At 68.4% G+C, this 17,664-nt stretch carries 16 protein-coding genes; 9 read left to right on the plus strand and 7 right to left on the minus strand.

Annotated features, from left to right (window positions below; translation table 11 throughout):
• Positions 1–43: 43 nt before the first annotated feature.
• From HT102_RS13035 to HT102_RS13045, 3 genes are read left to right on the plus strand one after another with little or no spacing between them, the layout of a single operon-like run.
• Positions 44–613 (plus strand): YybH family protein, encoded by a 570-nt coding sequence (locus HT102_RS13035; RefSeq protein ID WP_192039875.1) that lies wholly within the window; start codon positions 44–46, stop codon positions 611–613.
• Positions 610–3,858: a non-ribosomal peptide synthetase gene (locus tag HT102_RS13040; protein WP_192039876.1), complete on the plus strand. Its 3,249-nt coding sequence runs from the start codon at positions 610–612 to the stop codon at positions 3,856–3,858. The genes HT102_RS13035 and HT102_RS13040 overlap by 4 nt, the downstream gene beginning before the upstream one ends.
• Positions 3,855–4,745, plus strand: a complete 891-nt coding sequence (locus tag HT102_RS13045; RefSeq protein WP_192039877.1) for an ATP-grasp fold amidoligase family protein — start codon at positions 3,855–3,857, stop codon at positions 4,743–4,745. The genes HT102_RS13040 and HT102_RS13045 overlap by 4 nt, the downstream gene beginning before the upstream one ends.
• 23 nt (positions 4,746–4,768) lie before the next feature.
• Here the strand turns inward: HT102_RS13045 and HT102_RS13050 are convergent, their stop codons facing one another.
• Positions 4,769–5,968 (minus strand): O-succinylhomoserine sulfhydrylase, encoded by a 1,200-nt coding sequence (locus HT102_RS13050; RefSeq protein ID WP_192039878.1) that lies wholly within the window; start codon positions 5,966–5,968, stop codon positions 4,769–4,771.
• Complete coding sequence (locus HT102_RS13055; protein ID WP_192039879.1) at positions 5,965–6,378, minus strand: rhodanese-like domain-containing protein; 414 nt, start codon at positions 6,376–6,378, stop codon at positions 5,965–5,967. Before HT102_RS13055 ends, HT102_RS13050 begins: the two co-directional genes overlap by 4 nt.
• 173 nt (positions 6,379–6,551) lie before the next feature.
• Here HT102_RS13055 and HT102_RS13060 point away from each other — a divergent pair, with 173 nt between their 5' ends.
• Positions 6,552–7,931 carry an FAD-dependent oxidoreductase gene (locus HT102_RS13060; RefSeq protein WP_192039880.1) on the plus strand — a complete coding sequence of 460 codons (1,380 nt, stop codon included), beginning with the start codon at positions 6,552–6,554 and terminating at the stop codon, positions 7,929–7,931.
• Between the two features lie 110 nt (positions 7,932–8,041).
• Here the strand turns inward: HT102_RS13060 and HT102_RS13065 are convergent, their stop codons facing one another.
• Together HT102_RS13065 and purT are read right to left on the minus strand one after the other, a co-directional pair.
• Entirely contained in the window at positions 8,042–8,524 is a 483-nt protein-coding gene (locus HT102_RS13065) for a DUF456 domain-containing protein (RefSeq protein WP_192039881.1), read from the minus strand.
• 242 nt (positions 8,525–8,766) lie between these two features.
• The gene (gene purT, locus HT102_RS13070) at positions 8,767–9,960 is read right to left on the minus strand and encodes a formate-dependent phosphoribosylglycinamide formyltransferase (RefSeq protein WP_408611357.1); all 1,194 of its coding nucleotides are present in this window, start codon (positions 9,958–9,960) and stop codon (positions 8,767–8,769) included.
• A 72-nt stretch (positions 9,961–10,032) separates the two neighbouring features.
• Here purT and HT102_RS13075 point away from each other — a divergent pair, with 72 nt between their 5' ends.
• The 4 genes from HT102_RS13075 (at position 10,033) to HT102_RS13090 (ending at position 13,181) form a co-directional block, all read left to right on the plus strand.
• Positions 10,033–10,464, plus strand: coding sequence for a hypothetical protein (locus HT102_RS13075; protein WP_192039883.1), 432 nt, complete (start codon positions 10,033–10,035; stop codon positions 10,462–10,464).
• Positions 10,465–10,488: 24 nt separating this feature from the next.
• On the plus strand, positions 10,489–11,715 hold the full coding sequence (locus HT102_RS13080; RefSeq protein WP_192039884.1) for a hypothetical protein: 1,227 nt from the start codon (positions 10,489–10,491) through the stop codon (positions 11,713–11,715).
• A gap of 81 nt (positions 11,716–11,796) precedes the next feature.
• On the plus strand, positions 11,797–12,726 hold the full coding sequence (locus tag HT102_RS13085; RefSeq protein ID WP_225443655.1) for a DUF368 domain-containing protein: 930 nt from the start codon (positions 11,797–11,799) through the stop codon (positions 12,724–12,726).
• An 8-nt stretch (positions 12,727–12,734) separates the two neighbouring features.
• A complete protein-coding gene (locus HT102_RS13090) occupies positions 12,735–13,181 on the plus strand; it encodes a hypothetical protein (protein ID WP_192039885.1) in 447 nt (148 codons plus the stop codon).
• Here the strand turns inward: HT102_RS13090 and HT102_RS13095 are convergent.
• The 3 genes from HT102_RS13095 to HT102_RS13105 form a co-directional block, all read right to left on the minus strand.
• Positions 13,178–13,882 carry a haloacid dehalogenase type II gene (locus HT102_RS13095; RefSeq protein WP_192039886.1) on the minus strand — a complete coding sequence of 235 codons (705 nt, stop codon included), beginning with the start codon at positions 13,880–13,882 and terminating at the stop codon, positions 13,178–13,180. The genes HT102_RS13090 and HT102_RS13095 overlap by 4 nt on opposite strands.
• A gap of 63 nt (positions 13,883–13,945) precedes the next feature.
• Positions 13,946–15,460: an FAD-dependent oxidoreductase gene (locus HT102_RS13100; protein ID WP_192039887.1), complete on the minus strand. Its 1,515-nt coding sequence runs from the start codon at positions 15,458–15,460 to the stop codon at positions 13,946–13,948.
• Positions 15,461–15,467: 7 nt separating this feature from the next.
• On the minus strand, positions 15,468–16,475 hold the full coding sequence (locus HT102_RS13105) for an AurF N-oxygenase family protein (RefSeq protein ID WP_192039888.1): 1,008 nt from the start codon (positions 16,473–16,475) through the stop codon (positions 15,468–15,470).
• Between the two features lie 211 nt (positions 16,476–16,686).
• On the opposite strand from HT102_RS13105, the gene HT102_RS13110 reads away from it, so the two are divergent.
• Positions 16,687–17,658: a COX15/CtaA family protein gene (locus tag HT102_RS13110; protein ID WP_192039889.1), complete on the plus strand. Its 972-nt coding sequence runs from the start codon at positions 16,687–16,689 to the stop codon at positions 17,656–17,658.
• Positions 17,659–17,664: the final 6 nt, after the last annotated feature.

Consider the following 17,664-nt stretch of genomic DNA (forward strand, 5'->3'; position numbering starts at 1 on the left):
CGGTCGCGCAGGCCCGGGGCTCGCGACCCGAACGTGTCGCGTCATGCCCCGCCCTGTTCAGCTAGCCTGGGCTTACTACGCGCCACGGGCACCTCAGCGCCGCCCCGCCCGGGCCGACTACACCCTCACGCTGGAGCAAGCCATGCCGCACCACCAGGTTGGACAGGTCGACGAGCTCATTGCTTGGTTCCGCGCCTGGGAGACATGCATCAACGCCGTGGACCTCGACGCCGCGCGAAGGATGTTCCACCGCGACGTGGTCGGGTTCGGCACGCACAAGCCGCTGCTGCTCGGCATCGATGAGCTCGCGAACCGGCAGTGGGCCGCCATCTGGGGCTCGATGTCGGGCTTCCGGTTCCTGCTCGACGAATCGAGGACGTGGCAAGCACCGGACGGGCTCTCCGGATGGGGGATCTGTCCCTGGACCTCCACCGGCTACGCCGCGGACGGCACTGCCTTCCCTCGCCCCGGGCGCGCGACCGTGTTGTTCGCCCGGCAGGCCATGGACGATCCGTGGCTCGCGGTCCACACGCACATCTCGCTAGCGCCCGGCGTGCCCCAGCGGACGTTCGGCCCGGGCGGCGAAGGCGAGCGCCCCGCCGTGAGCGTGTGACCAGGTTGGCCGGACGGGCGCCCGGCACGCTGCACCTCGCAGCGTTGCTGGGCTGCCCGCCCGCTCCCGGCTCCCCCGCCATCACCTGCGGGGAGCACCACCTCACCCATCGGGACCTCGAGGCGCGCACCAACCGCGTCGCGCGGGCGCTGGCGCGTCGCGGGATAGGGCCCGAGCACATCGTCGCGCTCGACCTCCCCAGCTCCATCGATCTCATCGTCCACGCCCACGCGGTGATCAAGGCTGGCGCGGCCTATCTCCCCCTCGACCGGTCGCTCCCCGAGGACCGGCTCACCCGGATGCTGCGGACGGCTCGCCCATCGCTGGTCGTCACTGCTGAGCGCGCGCCGCTGCGGTTCCAGCCGCTTCCCGCGGTCGGGCCCGCGGATCTCGATGATCATGCCCTGTCCTCCGCGCCGCTGGACGATTCGGATCGGATCGCGCCGTTGCGCCCGGGCAACGCCGCCTACGTGATGTTCACCTCCGGCTCCACCGGGACGCCGACGGCAGTGGTGATCCCCCACTCCGCGATCGCGAACCAGATCGCGTGGATGCGCGATCGCTTCCCGCTTGCTGCTGGCGCCACCGTCCTGCACAAGATCGCGCCCACGTTCGACGTTTCCGTGTGGGAAATATTCTGGCCGCTCGCCAGCGGCGCGCACCTAGTGATCGCCGCCCCCGCCGCGCGCAATGACCCCGACCACCTGTGCGCCTTGATCGCCCGGCATTCGGTGACCCATGCGGTGTTCGTTCCCTCGCCGCTACGGGTCTTCGGCGATATCGCGCGGCCACGCGCGCTCGGGACGTTGCGCCACATCCTCGTGATCGGTGAGGAGTTGCACCAGGAAACGGTCGATCGGCTGGCTTCCCGGTGCGCGGCAACGGTGCACAATCTCTACGGGCCGACGGAAGCTGCCGTATCGGCGACCCAGTCCGAGGCGCCAGCTTCCCGCGCGGGCGCCGGGGAGATCCCTCGGGTAGTGCCGATCGGGCATCCGCAGCGCGGTGTGCAGGCCTTGCTCCTGGGCCCCCGGCTGTCGCCCGCGACGAGCGGCCCGGACGTGGAGCTGTACCTCGGTGGCGTGCAGCTCGCCCGGGGCTACCTCGGCAAAGCGGCGCTCACCGCGACCCGGTTCGTCGCCAATCCCTGGGGCCAGCCGGGCAGCCGCATGTACCGCACCGGCGACCTCGCCGCGTTCTCCGGGCCCACCGGAATCCAGTTCCTGGGGCGCCATGATCACCAGGTGAAGCTGCGCGGTCACCGCATCGAGCTCGGCGACATCGAGCATGCGCTGCGCCGCCATCCGGCGGTCAGCTCGGCAGTCGTGCTCAAGCGGGCCAGCCCGAGGGGCGAGCATCTCGATGCGTACGCGGCGCTGACTTCCACCGCCCCCGTGACCGTGGCTGAGCTACGGGACCATCTCGCGGCTCTGCTACCGGCCCACCTGGTGCCAGCCCGGCTCGCCACGGTCGCGTCCTGGCCACTGACCGCGAGCGGCAAGCTCGACCGGTCAGCGCTCCCGCCCATCCGCACGGATTCGGATCATCCCGGCGGCCCGCGCTCCCGCGCGGCGGAGGACACCACCGAGCTCGAGGCCGCCATCGCGCGGGAAATGTCGGAGATCCTGCAGTATCCCGCGACCGCGACCGATTCGTTCTTTGCCCTCGGCGGGGATTCGTTGTCCGCGGTCCGCTTGCTCGCCGGGCTGCGCCAGCATTTCGAAGCCCCGCCCACGGTCGAGGACTTGCTGCGGAATCCCTCGCCACGCGAGATCGCCGCGATGGCCAGCGCGGCCGCTCGTGACAGGACGGCAAGCGGGCCCCGGAACGCACCGCCGCCCAGGGCGCCGCGTCCGGAACGCATCCCGCTGGCTCCCCAGCAACGGCGGATGCACCGGCATTTTCGCAGCCACCCCGAGTCGCCGATGAACAACCTGATCATGGCGTTCCGCATCGACGGGCAGATCGACGCGGCGCTCCTCGAGGCCGCCGTCCTCGATGTCGTCGAGCAGCACGAATCCCTGCGCACCATAACCCCGTACAACGAGCCTGGTCCCCGGCAAGTGGTTCTCTCGGCGGAGGATGCCTGCCGCGGAATGGTCCAGTACTGCCGCCCCGACGGCTCACCCCTGCTCGATGCGCTTCGCGGGGTCCGCGATATCCCCTTCGACCTGGAGGCGCAGGCACCGCTACGGGTCCATGTGCTCGAGAATGAGGGCGGGCGCGCGCGGGCGCTCGCGCTGGTCGTCCACCACATCGCGTGCGATGGATTCTCCGAGGCGGTCCTCCTGCGGGATCTCTCGACCGCCTACGGCGCGCGTGCCCGCGGGCTCGAGCCCGGGCTGCAGCGCCTGGAGATGCAATACATCGATCTCGCTCTCGCGCAGCTCTTGCTGCTGGGTGATCTCGCGGACCCTGGCTCGGTCGCCGCCACGAATCATCGCTGGTGGCACGACATGCTCGCCGGGGCGACAGATCATGTCTCGCTGCTGCTGGACAGGCCCCGCCCGCGCTCGCGCGATTGTGCCGCGGGCACTCATGCGGTCAGGTCCGGACCGGATGTCCTGGCAGCCGCAACGCTCCTCGCTGCCCGGAACGGGACAACCCGCTTCATCGTCATCCAGTCCATCCTCGCCATCACCCTGGCCCAGGCGAGCGGCAGCAATGACATCGTGATCGGTGTCCCTGTGACCCGCCGCGACGATGATGACCAGGCCCGGATAGTCGGCATGATGATCGTCACCGCTCCCCTGCGGATCCGGTTGCGGCAGGGCGAGGCATTCCCGGCCTTGCTCGGGAGGGTGCATCGATCGTGCCGGGAGGCTTTCGCTCGCCTCGACATCTTCCCCGATGCCCTGGTCGACGAGCATCGTGCCCGTTCAGCACCATCCGTATCGTCGCGGTCGCAGCCAGCACCGTCGATCTACGACGTCATGCTGGCCTACCAGAACTATCCCTCGCCGTCGCTGGACCTGCCTGGCGTTGCATCCTCGTTCATCGATATCCCCGAGGACAAGGCCCGGATCGACTTGCAGCTCGCGATGCATGAGCGGCCCAGCGCTGGCGGTGGCACGGTGCTCGATATCGCTATCACCTACGCCACCGACGTGCTCGATCGCTCCACGATCGAATCGCTGGGAGCGCGATTGCTGCATAACCTCGCGCGCTTCTGCATGAGCGGTGAAGCCGACTCGATCGACCTAGCCCGACCACTCAGCACGCAGAAGGCGGTAGCCAGCCCATGATTCGAGCCGCGTCGGCCCAGCGCGCCGCCAACACCGCCCTCGGCCATGCGCTCGGGGCGATGCCGCTGGCGTTGCGTCGGCAGGTCATGTACGCGGTGACCCACCAGGGCCGGCTCGCGAACCTCCGGTCCCCCGAGCTCTTCACGCACAAGGTCAACTGGCGGATGCTCCATGATCGCCGCGAGATCCTCAAGCCCACGTGCGACAAGGTGCTCATGAAGGAGATCGTGCGCGAGCGGCTCGGCGGGCGGATCGGCATACCCCGCATCCTGTGGGCCGGAAGCTCCCTCGGGCAAGCACGGCAGGCACCGGCGGAAACGTGGGAGAGCCCCTGGGTGCTCAAGCCCGCGCACCGCTCGCAACGCATCATCGTGGGCACGGGCGCACCCGATATCGACGAGCTCATGGACCAGACCCGCGGCTGGATGGACCAGCCGAACTGGACCGTCCTGGGCGAATGGGCCTACCAGTTCGCGACCCCGCGATTCATCTTCGAGGAGCGCCTTGGCGACGGCACGACCCTGCCCCCGGACTTCAAGTTCCTGGTGTTCCATGGCGTGCCACGCTTCATCATCGTCGAGGCCAATCGGCAGGACGAGCTCACGGTCAACTACTACACGCCGGACTGGGTCCGCCAGGAGGTGCCGGTCGATACCCCTGCCGGTCCAGACATTCCCCGGCCTCGGGGCCTGGACACCATGCTCGCGCTCGCCGCGGAGATCGCCCACGGGTTCGATTTCCTGCGCGTCGACCTGTATGAGATCGACGGGGAAATCCTGTTCGGCGAGACCACCCCCTACCCGGTGGGCGGGCTATCGAAGTACCCGGAGTGGCTGGATCGCCAGCTCGGCTCCTACTGGGAGCTCCCCGATCTCGCGAACGCCTGAGCCCGGGCCACCGGGGCCACGGTTCACGCGAGGGCTTGCTTCAGGTCCTCGATGAGGTCATCGACATGCTCGAGCCCCACGGAGATGCGGACCACGCCGTCAGTGATGCCGACGGTGGCGCGGCCCTCCGGGCCCATGGCGCGATGGGTGGTGGTGGCGGGATGAGTGATCAGGGTCTTCGAATCACCAAGGTTGTTGGAGATATCGATGATCCGCAGCTTGTCGAGCACCTCGAACGCCCGCGCCTTGCCATCGACCGCATCGAGCTCGAACGTCACCACGGTGCCCCCGCCCAGCATCTGCCGCTTCGCGAGCTCGTACTGCGGGTGCGACGGCAGGAACGGGTAGCGAACCCAGCGGGTGGCGGGATGCTCGTCGAGGAACTCGGCGATGCGCTGGGCGGACTCGTTCTGCTGCTTGACACGGATGCCCAGCGTCTCGAGGCCCTTGAGCATCACCCACGCGTTGAACGGGCTCAGCGCGGGCCCGGTGTGCCGCATGAGGGTCTGCACGGGACCGTCGATGTAATCCTTCGGACCGAGGATCGCCCCGCCCAGGACACGACCCTGGCCATCGATGTGCTTGGTGCCGGAATACACCACGATGTCCGCGCCGAGCTCGAAGCCACGCTGCAGCAGCGGGGTGGCGAAGACATTGTCGAGAACGACCTTCGCTCCCGCCGCATGCGCGAGCTCGGAGACCCGCCGCACATCAACGAGGGCCTGCATCGGGTTGGCCGGGGTCTCGAAGAACACGGCAGCGGTCGGCTTGGAAAGGGCCTGCTCCCACTGGTCGAGATCCTCGCCGTCGACGAACTCCGTCTCGATCCCCCACCGCGGCAGGATCTCGTTGCACACGACGAAGCAGGATCCGAACAGGCTGCGGGCCGCCACGAGCCGGTCACCGGCCTTCAGCAGCGCGCCGAGCGACACGAAGACCGCCGCCATGCCGCTCGCCGTGCCGAAGCATGCCTCGGCGCCGTCCATCAGGCGCAGCCGCTCCTCGAACATCGCGACCGTGGGATTGCCGTAGCGGGAGTAGACGAAGCGATCGCCGTCGATGAACGCCTGCTCGGCGGCGCTCGCGGACTCATAGACATAGCCGGAGGTGAGGTAGAGCGCCTCAGCGGTCTCCTCGTAGCCCGACCGCGCGAGGCCGCCCCGCACGCCAATCGTCTCGGGGCGCACGCCCTCGGGCAGGGGGCGCTGCGGCGGCAAGCTCATGACTGCCTCCACGGCAGGCCGAGGGCACGCCAGCCGCGATGGCCACGATGGCCCTGGTCGTCGATCGCGCCCTCGAAACCGTCAAGGACGTTATAGGCGGGCCCGAGGCCCGCGGAGGTAGCAAGCTGCGCTGAACCAATGGAGCGCTGGCCCGACCGGCACAGGAACACCAGCGGCTGGCCGGGCTTGATGCCAGCGGCAGCGAGATCGTTGAGGAAGTCGGCGTTGCGCGCGCCGGTGGGGAAACCGACCCACTCGACGAAGACGGTCCGCTTGCCCAGCGATGAGATATCGGGCACACCGACATAGTTCCACTCGGCCTGGGTACGGACGTCGACGAGGACGGCCTCGGAATCGTTCTCGAGCATCTGCCATGCCTGCTCGGGGCTGATGTCACCTGCGTAGCTCACCCCTATAGCGTTCCATACCGGGGGGCTCGCGCGCACACTGGCCGACGCATGTCGCCAGCGGCTCAGAAAGGGAATGGGGACCGGGCAGGTTAGAGCAGGCTTACCAGTGCCGGAATTTCTACTCTACACTGGACACTCGACTGTCCACCCCAGAATGAGGTTAAGCGCTTCTGATGACTGACCAGAATCGGCCGTTGCGAGTTGGAATCGTCGGGTCCGGCCCCGCCGGCATCTATGCCGCTGACGCCTTGATGAAATCAGACGCCGCCGCGGAACGGGGGGTCAGCATCGACATCCTCGAGCGCATGCCCGCTCCCTTCGGCCTGATCCGCTACGGCGTCGCCCCCGACCACCCCCGCATCAAGGGCATCATCACCGCGCTGCACAAGGTCCTCGACAAGCCCGGGGTCCGCCTGTTCGGCAACGTTGACTACGGCAACGACATCGACCTGCCCACCCTGCGCTCCCTCTACGACGCGGTCATCTTCGCCACCGGCGCCAACGCCGACCGCGCCCTCGGGATCCCCGGCATCGACCTCGACGGCTCCTACGGCGCCGCGGACTTCGTGTCCTGGTACGACGGTCACCCCGATGTGCCCCGCGACTGGCCACTCGACGCCGAGAAGGTCGCCGTCCTCGGGGTCGGCAACGTCGCCCTCGACGTCGCGCGAGTGCTCGCCAAGACCGCCGACGAGCTGCTCGAGACCGAGATCCCCCACAACGTCTACGAGGGATTGAAGGCCTCGCGCGCCCGCGAGGTCCACGTCTTCGGCCGCCGCGGCCCAGCCCAGGCCAAGTTCACCCCCCTCGAGCTCAAGGAGCTCGCCCACTCCCCCAACGTCGAGGTGATCGTCGACCCCGTCGACATCGACTACGACGAGGCCTCCGAGATCGCGCGCCGCTCCTCGAAGATCGTCGACCAGGTCGCCAACATCATCCAGGATTCCGCGATCCGCGACCCCCAGGGCCTGCCGAACAAGATCTACCTGCACTTCTTCGAGAGCCCCACCGAGATCCTCGGCGAGGATGGCAAGGTCGCGGGCCTGCGCACCGAGCGCACCGAGCTCGACGGCACCGGCAACGTCCGCGGCACCGGGAAGTTCACCGACTGGGACGTCCAGGCGGTCTACCGGGCGGTGGGCTACCTGTCGGAGAACATCGCCCGGCTGCCCTTCGACGAGCAGGCCGGCACCGTGCCCAACGAGGCCGGACGCGTGACCGGCGATGATGGCCAGCCGCTGCCCGGCCTCTACGTCACCGGCTGGATCAAGCGCGGCCCCATCGGGCTGATCGGCCACACCAAGGGCGACGCCAACGAGACCATCGCCTGCCTGCTCGAGGACGCGCCGACGCTGCCCGCGCCCACCGATCCCCGCGAGGACGCGCTCACCGAGCACCTGACCAGCAAGGGCGTGCCGTTCACCACCTGGGATGGCTGGTACCGCCTCGACGCCCACGAGAAGGCCCTCGGCGAGCCGCACGGCCGGCCCCGCATCAAGGTCGTCGAGCGCGACGAGATGCTCCGCGCCAGCGGCGCCACCGACGAGCAGTAGCACCCGCTCCCCGCGGCAGCCCCCGGCCGGTCCCCACGGACCCGCCGGGGGCTGCCGCGTTGCGTGTGGGGGATTCGCGGCCGGATCGAGCAGCACGGGGGCGGCAAGGCCTACAGCACCCAGGCGCCGATGGCCCAGGTCGCCCCCGCGGCCAGCGCCCCCAGGAGCTGGATCAGCGTGGAGAGCACGACCGCCTTGGTGGCATGAACCGTGGCGTTCCACGCTGCGTCAGCCCGGCGCACACGGGCCGTCTCGGCGAGGAACGTGCCACCGACGAATCCGATGAACAAGCCGATCACGGGGATGACGAAGAACCCGATCACCGCCAGGATGAGCCCGGCCACGATGGACCGCGTGGGGATGCCCGCGTCGCGGAGGGACCGCCCCGGCCAGGTGTACTGCAGCACGCCCGTGATGACGATGAACCCGGTGACGATGAGGAAGATCATCCAGGCCAGCGTGGTGTTCTCGAAGATGGCCCAGGCCAGCACGGCACCGAAGATGACGATCACGCCGGGTAGGATCGGCAGCACGGTGCCGATGATGCCGATGACGATGACGAGAGCGACGATAAGCTCGCCTAGCAGGTTCATGCGGCTTACGCTAGCCGGTTGCCGCTCCCATCCGCGATGATGCGCAGCACAGGCGAGGGTCGGGCGCCTCGTGGGCGCCTCGTGGGCGCCCAGCCCTGCGCCCAGCCCCGCGAGTGCGCGAAAAACGACTGCGTTTCTCGCGAACGCTGACGGAATTCGCACTCTCGAGGCCAGACGCACTCTCGAGGCCGGACGCACGTGGACGCCGCGACGCCAGACGCGCGCCCGCGGCGAAGCCGGCGCTAGGGGGCGATGACGGTGATGCAGGAAGCGGCCTTTGTGGCGTTCTCGCGCGCTTCCTCGATGGTGCCCGCCGCGGCGACCGCAACGCCCATGCGCCGATTCTCGAAGCTCTCGGGCTTGCCGAAGAGGCGGATGTCGGTGCCGGGGATGGCGAGCGCGTCCTCCACGCCCTCGAACTGGACCGCGCGCGCATCGACGCCGCCGTAGATGACCGCGGATGCGCCCGGGCTGAGCAGGGCGGTGTCGACGGGGAGCCGGAGCACGGCGCGCGCGTGCAGCTCGAACTCGGAGAGCCGCTGGGTCGCGAGGGTGACGAGCCCGGTGTCGTGGGGGCGGGGGCTGACCTCGGAGAAGTAGACCTCGTCGCCCTTGACGAAAAGCTCGACGCCGAAGACCCCACGCCCACCGAGAGCGGTGGTGATGCGCTCGGCGATGTCCTCGGCCGAGGCGAGCGCGGTCTCGCTCATGGGGTGGGGCTGCCAGGACTCGACGTAGTCGCCGGCGACCTGGCGGTGCCCGATCGGCGCGCAGAAGAAGGTGGTGATGGCGCCGGAGTGGGTCGAGCGCACGGTGAGGAGGGTTATCTCGTAGTCGAAGTCGACGAAGCCCTCGACGATGCCGCGATTGTTGTGGACCCGTCCCCCCGCGTGGGCGTATTCCCAGGCGGCCTCGAGCCCGTCGGCATCGTGGACCACGGACTGCCCCTTGCCGGAGGAGGACATGATCGGCTTGACCACGCAGGGGTATCCGATGCGCTCGGTGGCGGCGGCGAGCTCGTCGTAGGTATCGGCGAAGGCATAGGGCGAGGTGGGCAGGCCGAGCTGCTCGCCGGCGAGGCGGCGGATGCCCTCGCGGTTCATGGTGAGCTGCGTCGCGCGGGCGGTGGGGATGACCTCGGTGATGCCAGTGGCCACGGCCTCGGCGAGGGCGTCGGTGGCGATGGCCTCGATCTCGGGGACGACGTAGTGGGGCTTCTCGTGCTTGATGAGAGTGAGCAGCGCGTCCTTGTCCGTCATGTCGATGACATGCGAGCGGTGAGCCACCTGGTGCCCGGGGGACTTCGCATAGCGGTCCACAGCGATGACCTCGATGCCGAGGCGCTGGAACGCGATGATGACTTCCTTGCCGAGCTCGCCCGCTCCGAGCAGCATGACGCGGGTTGCTCCGTCGCTCAGCGGTGTACCGATGATCACCTGGTGTTCCCTCTCCGTGCGCCTCTCGCGTGACGTGTAGAGCCTAGCGGGTGAGAGGATGGAGTTGTGGATATGGCATTGGCTCTGGAGACAAGGTTCGCGCTGCTCGCGACAGGGGTGATCTTCCTGTGGGCGCTGCTGCTCGGGGTGTGGAAGTACGTGCAGATCGCGCGCTCGCCGGAGCATGCGGCGCATCCGTACGTCGACATCGCGCATCGGGCGGCGCTGTTGTACTCGTTCGCATCGTTGCTGCTGGCTGTGTTCGCGGAGCTGAGCGCCTGGGCCTCGTGGGTGAACGTGGCGGCGGTGGCGGCGGTACTGGTGTTCTTCGTGGGGGCGATCCTGTCGTACGTGGTGCATGGCTGGAGGCGGGATACTACGAACCAGTTCGCGAACCCGGTGCGGGGCCTGCATGCGTTCATGGTGGCGTTGATCGTCGCGGAGATCGGTGGCTTCGTGGTGTTGTTCTCGGGGTTCGTGGTGGGCCAGTTCGCGATTGCTTAATAGTTATGATTATCATTAGTAACTATGCGACTCCGATCAGCACTACCCCTCCTTGCCGCTAGCAGCCTTGCCCTCAGCGCCTGCGGCACCAGCACCGAGGCCCCGCTGCCCGCGAGCACCGAGTCCGCCGGGACGACAGCGGCGCCCGCCAGCGAGTCCGAGCACGATGCCCCGGTGCCTCGCCTCGCCGTCGCCAGCCCCACCGGCGTGACCGTGCTCGATGGCACCACCCTCGAGACGGCCGGCACCATCGCCATCGAGGATCTCGCGGCCATCAAGCCCGCGGGCGACCCACGCCACGTCATCGCCGCCACCGCGGACCAGTTCCGTGTCCTTGATCTGGCCACCTGGACCGACAGCCACGGCGACCACGGCCACTCCTACACCAGCGAGCCCCGGATGCTCGACGTGTCGTTCGATGCCGGCAAGCCCGCCCATGTCGTGGCCCACGCGGGACGAGTCGTCCTGTTCGACGACGCGAGCGGCGGGATCCGCTCCCTCGCGGCAACCGACCTCGGCAAGGAAGCACCCGCCACGCTCGAGTATTCCGCGGTTGAGGCGCACCATGGCGTGGCCATCGAGCTCTCCACCGGGGAGCGCATCATCAGCATCGGTGACACCGAGCAGCGCACCGGCCTCCTCGCACAGGCGCCCGACGGCACCGAGCTCTACCGCGACGAGACCTGCCCGGGCGTGCACGGCGAGGCCACCGCTGCGCGGGAAGCATTCCTCGTGGGCTGCGAGGACGGCGCGCTCGTCCACCGCGACGGATCCTTCGCCAAGATCACCAGCCCCACCGAGCCAGGCCGCATAGGCACCGCCGCCAGCCACGAGGATTCCCCCATCGTGCTCACCGACTACAAGGACACCGAGGATGGCCCCCTCACCACTGTCGCTCTCGTGGACACCGCCAGCATGAGCATCCGCACCGTCGAGCTCGATACCGAATACACCTCGCGCTCCCTCGCGCGCGATGCCGACGGCCACGCGCTCGTGCTCGGCACGGACGGCGCCATCCACGTGATCGACCCCTCGACCGGAGAACTGATCCGCGCGATCGCCGTCATCGATGCCTGGGAGGCACCAGAGTCGTGGCGAGACCCCCGGCCCATGCTGCACGCCAAGGGAAACACCGCGTACGTGAGCGATCCCAGGGGCAACTCCGTCCACGCCATCGATCTCGCGTCGGAGGAGATCCGATCCACGCAGCTCGACGCCACTCCTACCGGCCTCGCTGCCGTCACCGGATAGGCCCGGTTCCCTCAAGCGCGACGCGGCCCGTGCAGTGCGGATCACACGCTGATCCCCTGCCGGGCCGCTTACCCTAGAACAATGGCGAATGCTCCCAGCACGCATGTGCTCAACGTTGTCCGCGGCGGCCTCATGGGCACCGCCGAGGTGATCCCCGGGGTCAGTGGCGGCACGGTCGCCCTCATCACCGGCCTGTATGACCGGTTGATCCTCTCCGCGGGGCATACCGTGAGCGGGCTGCGCCTCGCCGTGTCCGACATCCCCCGCGGCCAGGGAACGGGACGCGCCATGGCCGAGCTGCGCAAGGTCGATTGGATCATGATCATCGCCGTGCTCACCGGCATGGTCGCGATGCTGCTGATCGCCGCGAGAATCCTCGCGCCCCTCGTCGAGGAGCATCCGCAACGATCCTTCGCCGTCTTCTTCGGTCTCGTGCTCGCCTCGATCTGGGTGCCCTACACCCATACCGGTCGGCGCTGGACCGCCATGAACTATGTCGTCGCGCTCGCTGCGGCCGTGGTGGCGTTCTTCCTCACGGGGTTCCCCGAGGGCAACGCGTCCGACCCCAGCCCGTGGATCATCATGGGCGCCGCGGCCATCGCCATCAATGCGCTCGTGCTGCCCGGCGTCTCCGGCTCGTTCATGCTGCTCGCCATGGGGCTCTACACCACCACCCTCGACGCTGTGAACGACCGCGATCTCGGCTACATCTTCTTCTTCGGGCTCGGCGCGTTCCTCGGCCTCTCCGTGTTCGTCAAGCTCCTCCAGTGGCTGCTCGAGCACTACCACCACCTCACCATGGTGGTGATGACCGGCCTGCTGGTTGGTTCCCTCCGCGCCCTGTGGCCCTGGCAGGGCGACGGCCGGGAGCTCCTCGCGCCCAGCGGTGACGTGCCCGTCACTTTTCTCCTCATGGCCGCTGGCGCCATCACGGTCCTGGCGATCATGATCATCGCCCGCCGCTACGAGGCGCCGCGGACCGCGCCCGTCACCACCTCCACCGACGCCTGACCTCGCGCATGACCTCCCGCACAGCGCTGTGCCTGCTCGCGATCCATGCGGTCGCCGGCCTCGTCGGCGGCATCGCCATGCGCGTATCGGGCCTGGGCGGGTGGGTGTCGGCGATCGTGCTGGGCGTGGCCATCGGGCTAGGAGCGGGCACGTTTGCCACCGTGGGAGCGACGCTCGCGCATCGGCGCGAATCCCGCCGCCCCTCGCCCACCGGCTTCGCATGGCGCAGGCGCTACACCGCCGCGGTGGCCGCCACCGTCCTCCTCGGCACGGGCCTCGCGCTCTTCGCGCTCGCCGTTGCCCGAGCGGGCAGCGTCGCTTCCATCACCCTTGTGGAACTGATGGTTCTCGCCACTGTCACCCTCGCGTTCTCGCTCATCTCCGCCGCGATCTCCCAGGCCTGCTTGCCCTCGCGCCACGGCAGCGGCGGAAAGGAGCACGACCCCCTCTTCTAGCGGTGTCGTGCCACCCAGTCCGCGAGCTCGCCGAAGCCGGTGACGTTGGCATCGAACTCATCCTCTGGCGCCACATCCACCTCCGCGCCCGGACCATGCTCGTCGGGGCGCGCCACGAGGGCCGTGCGGAACCCAAGAGACCGCGCGGCGCGGAGATCGTACTTGTGGCTCGCCACCATCATGATCTCGGTGGGTGGCACGCCCAGGTAACGGGCAGCGCCTAGGTAGGCGCGTGGATCGGGCTTGAACGTGCCGAACATCTCGGCCGCGAGGATCACCGTCCAGGGGATGCGTGAATGCCGGGTGATTCCCACCACAGCGGCGACGTCGGCATTGGAGAGCGTGGCGGTGATGACGTGCTCGTTGAGGGCGCGCACGCCGGCGACGACGTCGGGCCAGGGATCGAGCCGTTGCCAGGAGCGCGCGAGCTGCTCCCGCTGCGCCTCGGTCGCGTCGAGCCGATTCTCGTGCAGCAGCTCCTCGAGGGCCGTGCGGTAGACCGAATGGACGCTGATCCAGTCGCCGGTGTGCCCGGCGAGGCCGGCGAGAGCCTCGAAGTACCGGGCCCGCCACTCGTTGACGAAGCCTCCCCAGCCATCCTCGGCGGGGGCAGGTCCCAGGACCGCGCCGCAGGCCTTGGTGACCGTGGAGTAGAAGTCCGTGGCGGTGCCCTGTACATCGAACAGGACGGCAGAGATCATGCGATCACTCAACCACGACGGTGTGGATCTAGCTATTCGAGGCCGATCGCTCGATCCCAGCGGCTAGCGCCGCATCGCTCCGCGCAGCAGCCCGTTGTTGTAATCCTCGATGAGGTGATCGACGGTTTCCTTCGCGCACGTCTTGTTGGTACCGATGAACCCGGATGGTCCGCGCTTGATCCAGCCGGTGACGTAGCTGCCCTGCCGGAGGGCTCCATCGGCTCCGGTGACGCGGCCCTCGATGTTGGGGATGATGCCGCGCGCTTCGTCGAACGGCACGCCCGGCAAGGCTGTTCCGCGGTAGCCGACGGATCGGATGACCAGGCCTGTGCTGAGGGTCTCGGTGTGGCCGGTGCCGACTGCCAGTGCGCGGCCGTCCTGCTCGACGAGCTCGTTGTGCTCGGCGGTGATGCTGGCGACCCGGCCGTCTCCGTGGATCTCCCGTGGCGACACGAGGTATCGCAGCACGATGCGCCGCTCGTCCGCGGTGGCTTCGCCCATGTTCAGCGCGATCTCCTCGGCGATCGCGAGCTTGCGCTCGGTGGCCGGGGCGAGGGTGCCATTGTTGCGCTGCAGCTCGGTGGCAGCGTCGATGTGGAGCTCCTGCTTGTCGATGACGAGGCGGGCAGGATGCTTGCGGGCGAGGCCGAGCAGCTCCGGCAAGGTGTAGGCAGCCTGGGCGGGTCCGCGGCGCCCGAGGATGACGACCTCGCGGACAGCGCTGGCCCGCAGCGCCTCGAGGGCATTCGGCGCGATGCTGGTGGCGGCGAGCCTCTCGGGGTCGGTGGTGAGAATGCGGGCCATGTCGAGGGCAACGTTGCCGTTGCCGATGATGACGACCCGCTCGTGGTCAAGGGGATAGTCACGGTCCGCATGGTCAGGGTGGCCGTTATACCAGGCGACGAAGTCGGTGGCAGCGACACTGCCGGGAAGGTCCTCCCCGGGGATCCCGAGACGCCGGTCCGAGGAGGCGCCGGTCGCGTAGATCACGGCGTGGTGGGTCTCGTGGAGCTCCGCGTCCGTCACATCCACCCCGAGCTCGGTACCGAATCGCTGCTCGAGCCTGCGGTCCGCGCTGATGATGTCGAACAGGTCAGCAACCTGGCGGGTGGCCTCATGGTCTGGGGCGACGCCGTACCGGGCGAGGCCGTAGGGCCTATCGAGCCGCTCATGCATCGTGACGGCAACGTCGCGCTGCTTGAGCAGCTCATCGGCGGCATACATCGCGGCGGGCCCCGAGCCGACGATGGCGACACGCAGCAGGTCGGGCGAGGGCTGCTTGCGTGGCGAAATGGGGATCAGCGCGAGCGGGGTGCGCGGCCGGGGCTGCTGGTAGAAGGCCGCATTGATGTCGCGGAACTCCTGCTGGTGCGGCTCGAGCTTGCGGTGGGGCACGATGGCATCCACTGGACAGGCATCCACGCAGGCCCCGCAGTCGACGCAGGCCTCCGGGTCGATGTGGAGCATCTCGGCCGCGAGGAAGTCGGGCTCGTCGGGGCTGGGATGGATGCAGTTGACAGGGCACGCGAAGACGCAGGAGGCATCCGCGCAGCATGCCTGCGTGACGACGTGGGGCATCCCGGGGTCACGCTGCCCGAGTGAGGCTCGCGACCATCGCTTGGTCGGCGGTGGGCTCGCTGCGGTAGCGGGTAGGCCGTCCGGCAATGCCGCACAGCTTCCATACTGCCTTCGCGACGGGGTTCATCAGGCCGGCGTCGCGGGCGAGGGCGCGCACGTCACCGAAGATGTCGCGCAGGGTCTCGTGGGATTCCGGCGAATCCCAGTAGAGCTCCTTGATGACGGAGCGCGGGATCTCGAAGCGGTCGATGAACTGCTGGGGCGGGATGACGATGATGTCGCACATCCAGCGCATGGTGACCGGGAACAGCACCGAGAGCAGGTGCTTCTTGATGGGGTTGAGCTCGGGGACGTTGCGCAGGAGGTACTGGTGCGCGAACGAGATGTGCCGGGCCTCCTCGGCCACGTGGATCTGCATGACCCGCTCGAGCATGGGGTGCAGCTCGCCACCCGCGCGCAGGATCGATTTCTGCACATGGTCGATGGGCTCCTCGCCGCCGAGAACGAAGGTGAAGAACCACTCGGGGTAGATGCGCACGGCCACGCCGACGAGCGGCACGAGCTTGCGAAGCAGCCCGGTCATGCCGGGGACGTCCGCGCCGATGCGGTTGACGCCCTCCTGGAACATGAGGGTGTGGTTGCATTCCTCGCCCGCCTCGTGGGTGACGTAGCGGAACTCCGGATTGCCGTTCTCGAGCATGAACGCGTAGTGCATGATGCCGCGGATGAGAACGTTCTCGAAGTGCAGGCCGACCTTCATGATGTTGGCCTGGCGCCACATGCCCATCTCGATCTGCTTCTCGCGGGGCTGCGCGAGGTACCAGGGGTGGCGACCGAGCGGATCGGCCTTGGGGAGGATCCAGCGGGGGTCGTCGGCGATGACGGCGTACTCGTCGGAGTCCCAGGCGATGTCCTCGTAGGGGTCGAAATGCTTGCGCGTGGACCCCTCGGAGAGCGTCGTGAGGAGGTCGGTGTACTGGCTGGCTTTCACAGCATCGTCGATGGAAAGCGTCATGGTTACCCCTCAAAGAGTATCTTGGTCACGGTGTCCCATGTGAGACGCTCTTGACGGTAAGCCGCCCCGGCAAACATGTCAATGCTCATTGGCACAATTGCCGTGGACACAATCTGATCACGACGCTCACCAGGCCTGATGCAAACCTCGCGGCAACTGTGATGCGCAACACCCATGCTTGATCCACGGGGACTTGGGTAGCTTCAGAACCATGAGCCCAACCAATCCCCCACGAGTCCTGGTGCTCGCCGAGCCCGGTCTTGCCACGCAGGCTTCGCGCGAGGCCCTGAGGCGGCTCGAAGCCGAGAACTACGACATCAGCCTCTCCACCCGTTCGCTCCCCCTCGACGACGACGGCGAGATCATCCTCAGCAGCACCGCGTCGGAGACCGGGGATGGCAACGCCCCCGACATCATCATCGGGGTCACCGAGTTGCCGCGGCTCGCCGAGGACGGGCCCAACGCTATCGATATCGAGTCGCGCGCCGACGCCGCGCTGATCTCCCTGCCCGGGCTCGGCGCGACAGGGCTGCCCCGCAAGATCGCCAACGCCATCACCACGGTGCTCCAGACAGGCACCGAGGGCCGGCGGACCGCGTTCGGGGCGCGCTTTCCCCGCTGGCCCCGGGTGCTGCTGGGAATGGTCCGCGTGAATCGCCCCTGGCGGCTTGTCCCTAGCTTGTCGAGCGCGATGGCCGCTGCGGCCGCGACCGCCGCCTTCGGCATCTTCTTCTCCAGCATCTGGATGATGGCCACCGCCCTCCACCCCGCCAGGCTCACCCTCATCACCGCCATGTCGATCGCCGCGATGACGCTCTGGCTCATCGCTTACAACCGCCTCTGGGATCCCCCCGGCGCCCGCGGCAAGCACACCCATGCAGCGGTCTACAACTTGGCCACCGTGCTCACCGTCGGCCTTGGCGTCAGCATGATGTATGTGGGGCTCTACATCGCCACGTTCATCGCCGCGCTCATCGTCATCTCCTGGGATTTCCTCGGCACCACGCTGGGCGAACCGGCATCGCTGGCGGACTACGCGAAGCTCGCGTGGCTATCGACCTCTATGGGGACCGTGGCCGGGGCGCTCGGCTCCAGTGCCGAGGACAAGGACGAGATCCAGCGGGCCGCGTTCGCAAACCGCGAGCGCGAGCGCCGGTCAGCGCGGGAATCGAGCGACTCCTGATCACCG

The sequence above is a fragment of the Lolliginicoccus lacisalsi genome (assembly GCF_014841105.1).
GTDB lineage: Bacteria > Actinomycetota > Actinomycetes > Mycobacteriales > Mycobacteriaceae > Lolliginicoccus > Lolliginicoccus lacisalsi.

Excerpts from the sequence above, each read along its gene's own strand:
- HT102_RS13035 (WP_192039875.1), top strand. The coding sequence starts at position 44 with ATGCCCCGCCCTGTTCAGCTAGCCTGGGCTTACTACGCGCCACGGGCA.
- HT102_RS13045 (WP_192039877.1), top strand. The coding sequence starts at position 3,855 with ATGATTCGAGCCGCGTCGGCCCAGCGCGCCGCCAACACCGCCCTCGGC.
- HT102_RS13050 (WP_192039878.1), bottom strand. The coding sequence starts at position 5,968 with ATGAGCTTGCCGCCGCAGCGCCCCCTGCCCGAGGGCGTGCGCCCCGAG.
- HT102_RS13060 (WP_192039880.1), top strand. The coding sequence starts at position 6,552 with ATGACTGACCAGAATCGGCCGTTGCGAGTTGGAATCGTCGGGTCCGGC.
- HT102_RS13065 (WP_192039881.1), bottom strand. The coding sequence starts at position 8,524 with ATGAACCTGCTAGGCGAGCTTATCGTCGCTCTCGTCATCGTCATCGGC.
- HT102_RS13075 (WP_192039883.1), top strand. The coding sequence starts at position 10,033 with ATGGCATTGGCTCTGGAGACAAGGTTCGCGCTGCTCGCGACAGGGGTG.
- HT102_RS13080 (WP_192039884.1), top strand. The coding sequence starts at position 10,489 with ATGCGACTCCGATCAGCACTACCCCTCCTTGCCGCTAGCAGCCTTGCC.
- HT102_RS13085 (WP_225443655.1), top strand. The coding sequence starts at position 11,797 with ATGGCGAATGCTCCCAGCACGCATGTGCTCAACGTTGTCCGCGGCGGC.
- HT102_RS13090 (WP_192039885.1), top strand. The coding sequence starts at position 12,735 with ATGACCTCCCGCACAGCGCTGTGCCTGCTCGCGATCCATGCGGTCGCC.
- HT102_RS13095 (WP_192039886.1), bottom strand. The coding sequence starts at position 13,882 with ATGATCTCTGCCGTCCTGTTCGATGTACAGGGCACCGCCACGGACTTC.
- HT102_RS13100 (WP_192039887.1), bottom strand. The coding sequence starts at position 15,460 with ATGCCCCACGTCGTCACGCAGGCATGCTGCGCGGATGCCTCCTGCGTC.
- HT102_RS13105 (WP_192039888.1), bottom strand. The coding sequence starts at position 16,475 with ATGACGCTTTCCATCGACGATGCTGTGAAAGCCAGCCAGTACACCGAC.
- HT102_RS13110 (WP_192039889.1), top strand. The coding sequence starts at position 16,687 with ATGAGCCCAACCAATCCCCCACGAGTCCTGGTGCTCGCCGAGCCCGGT.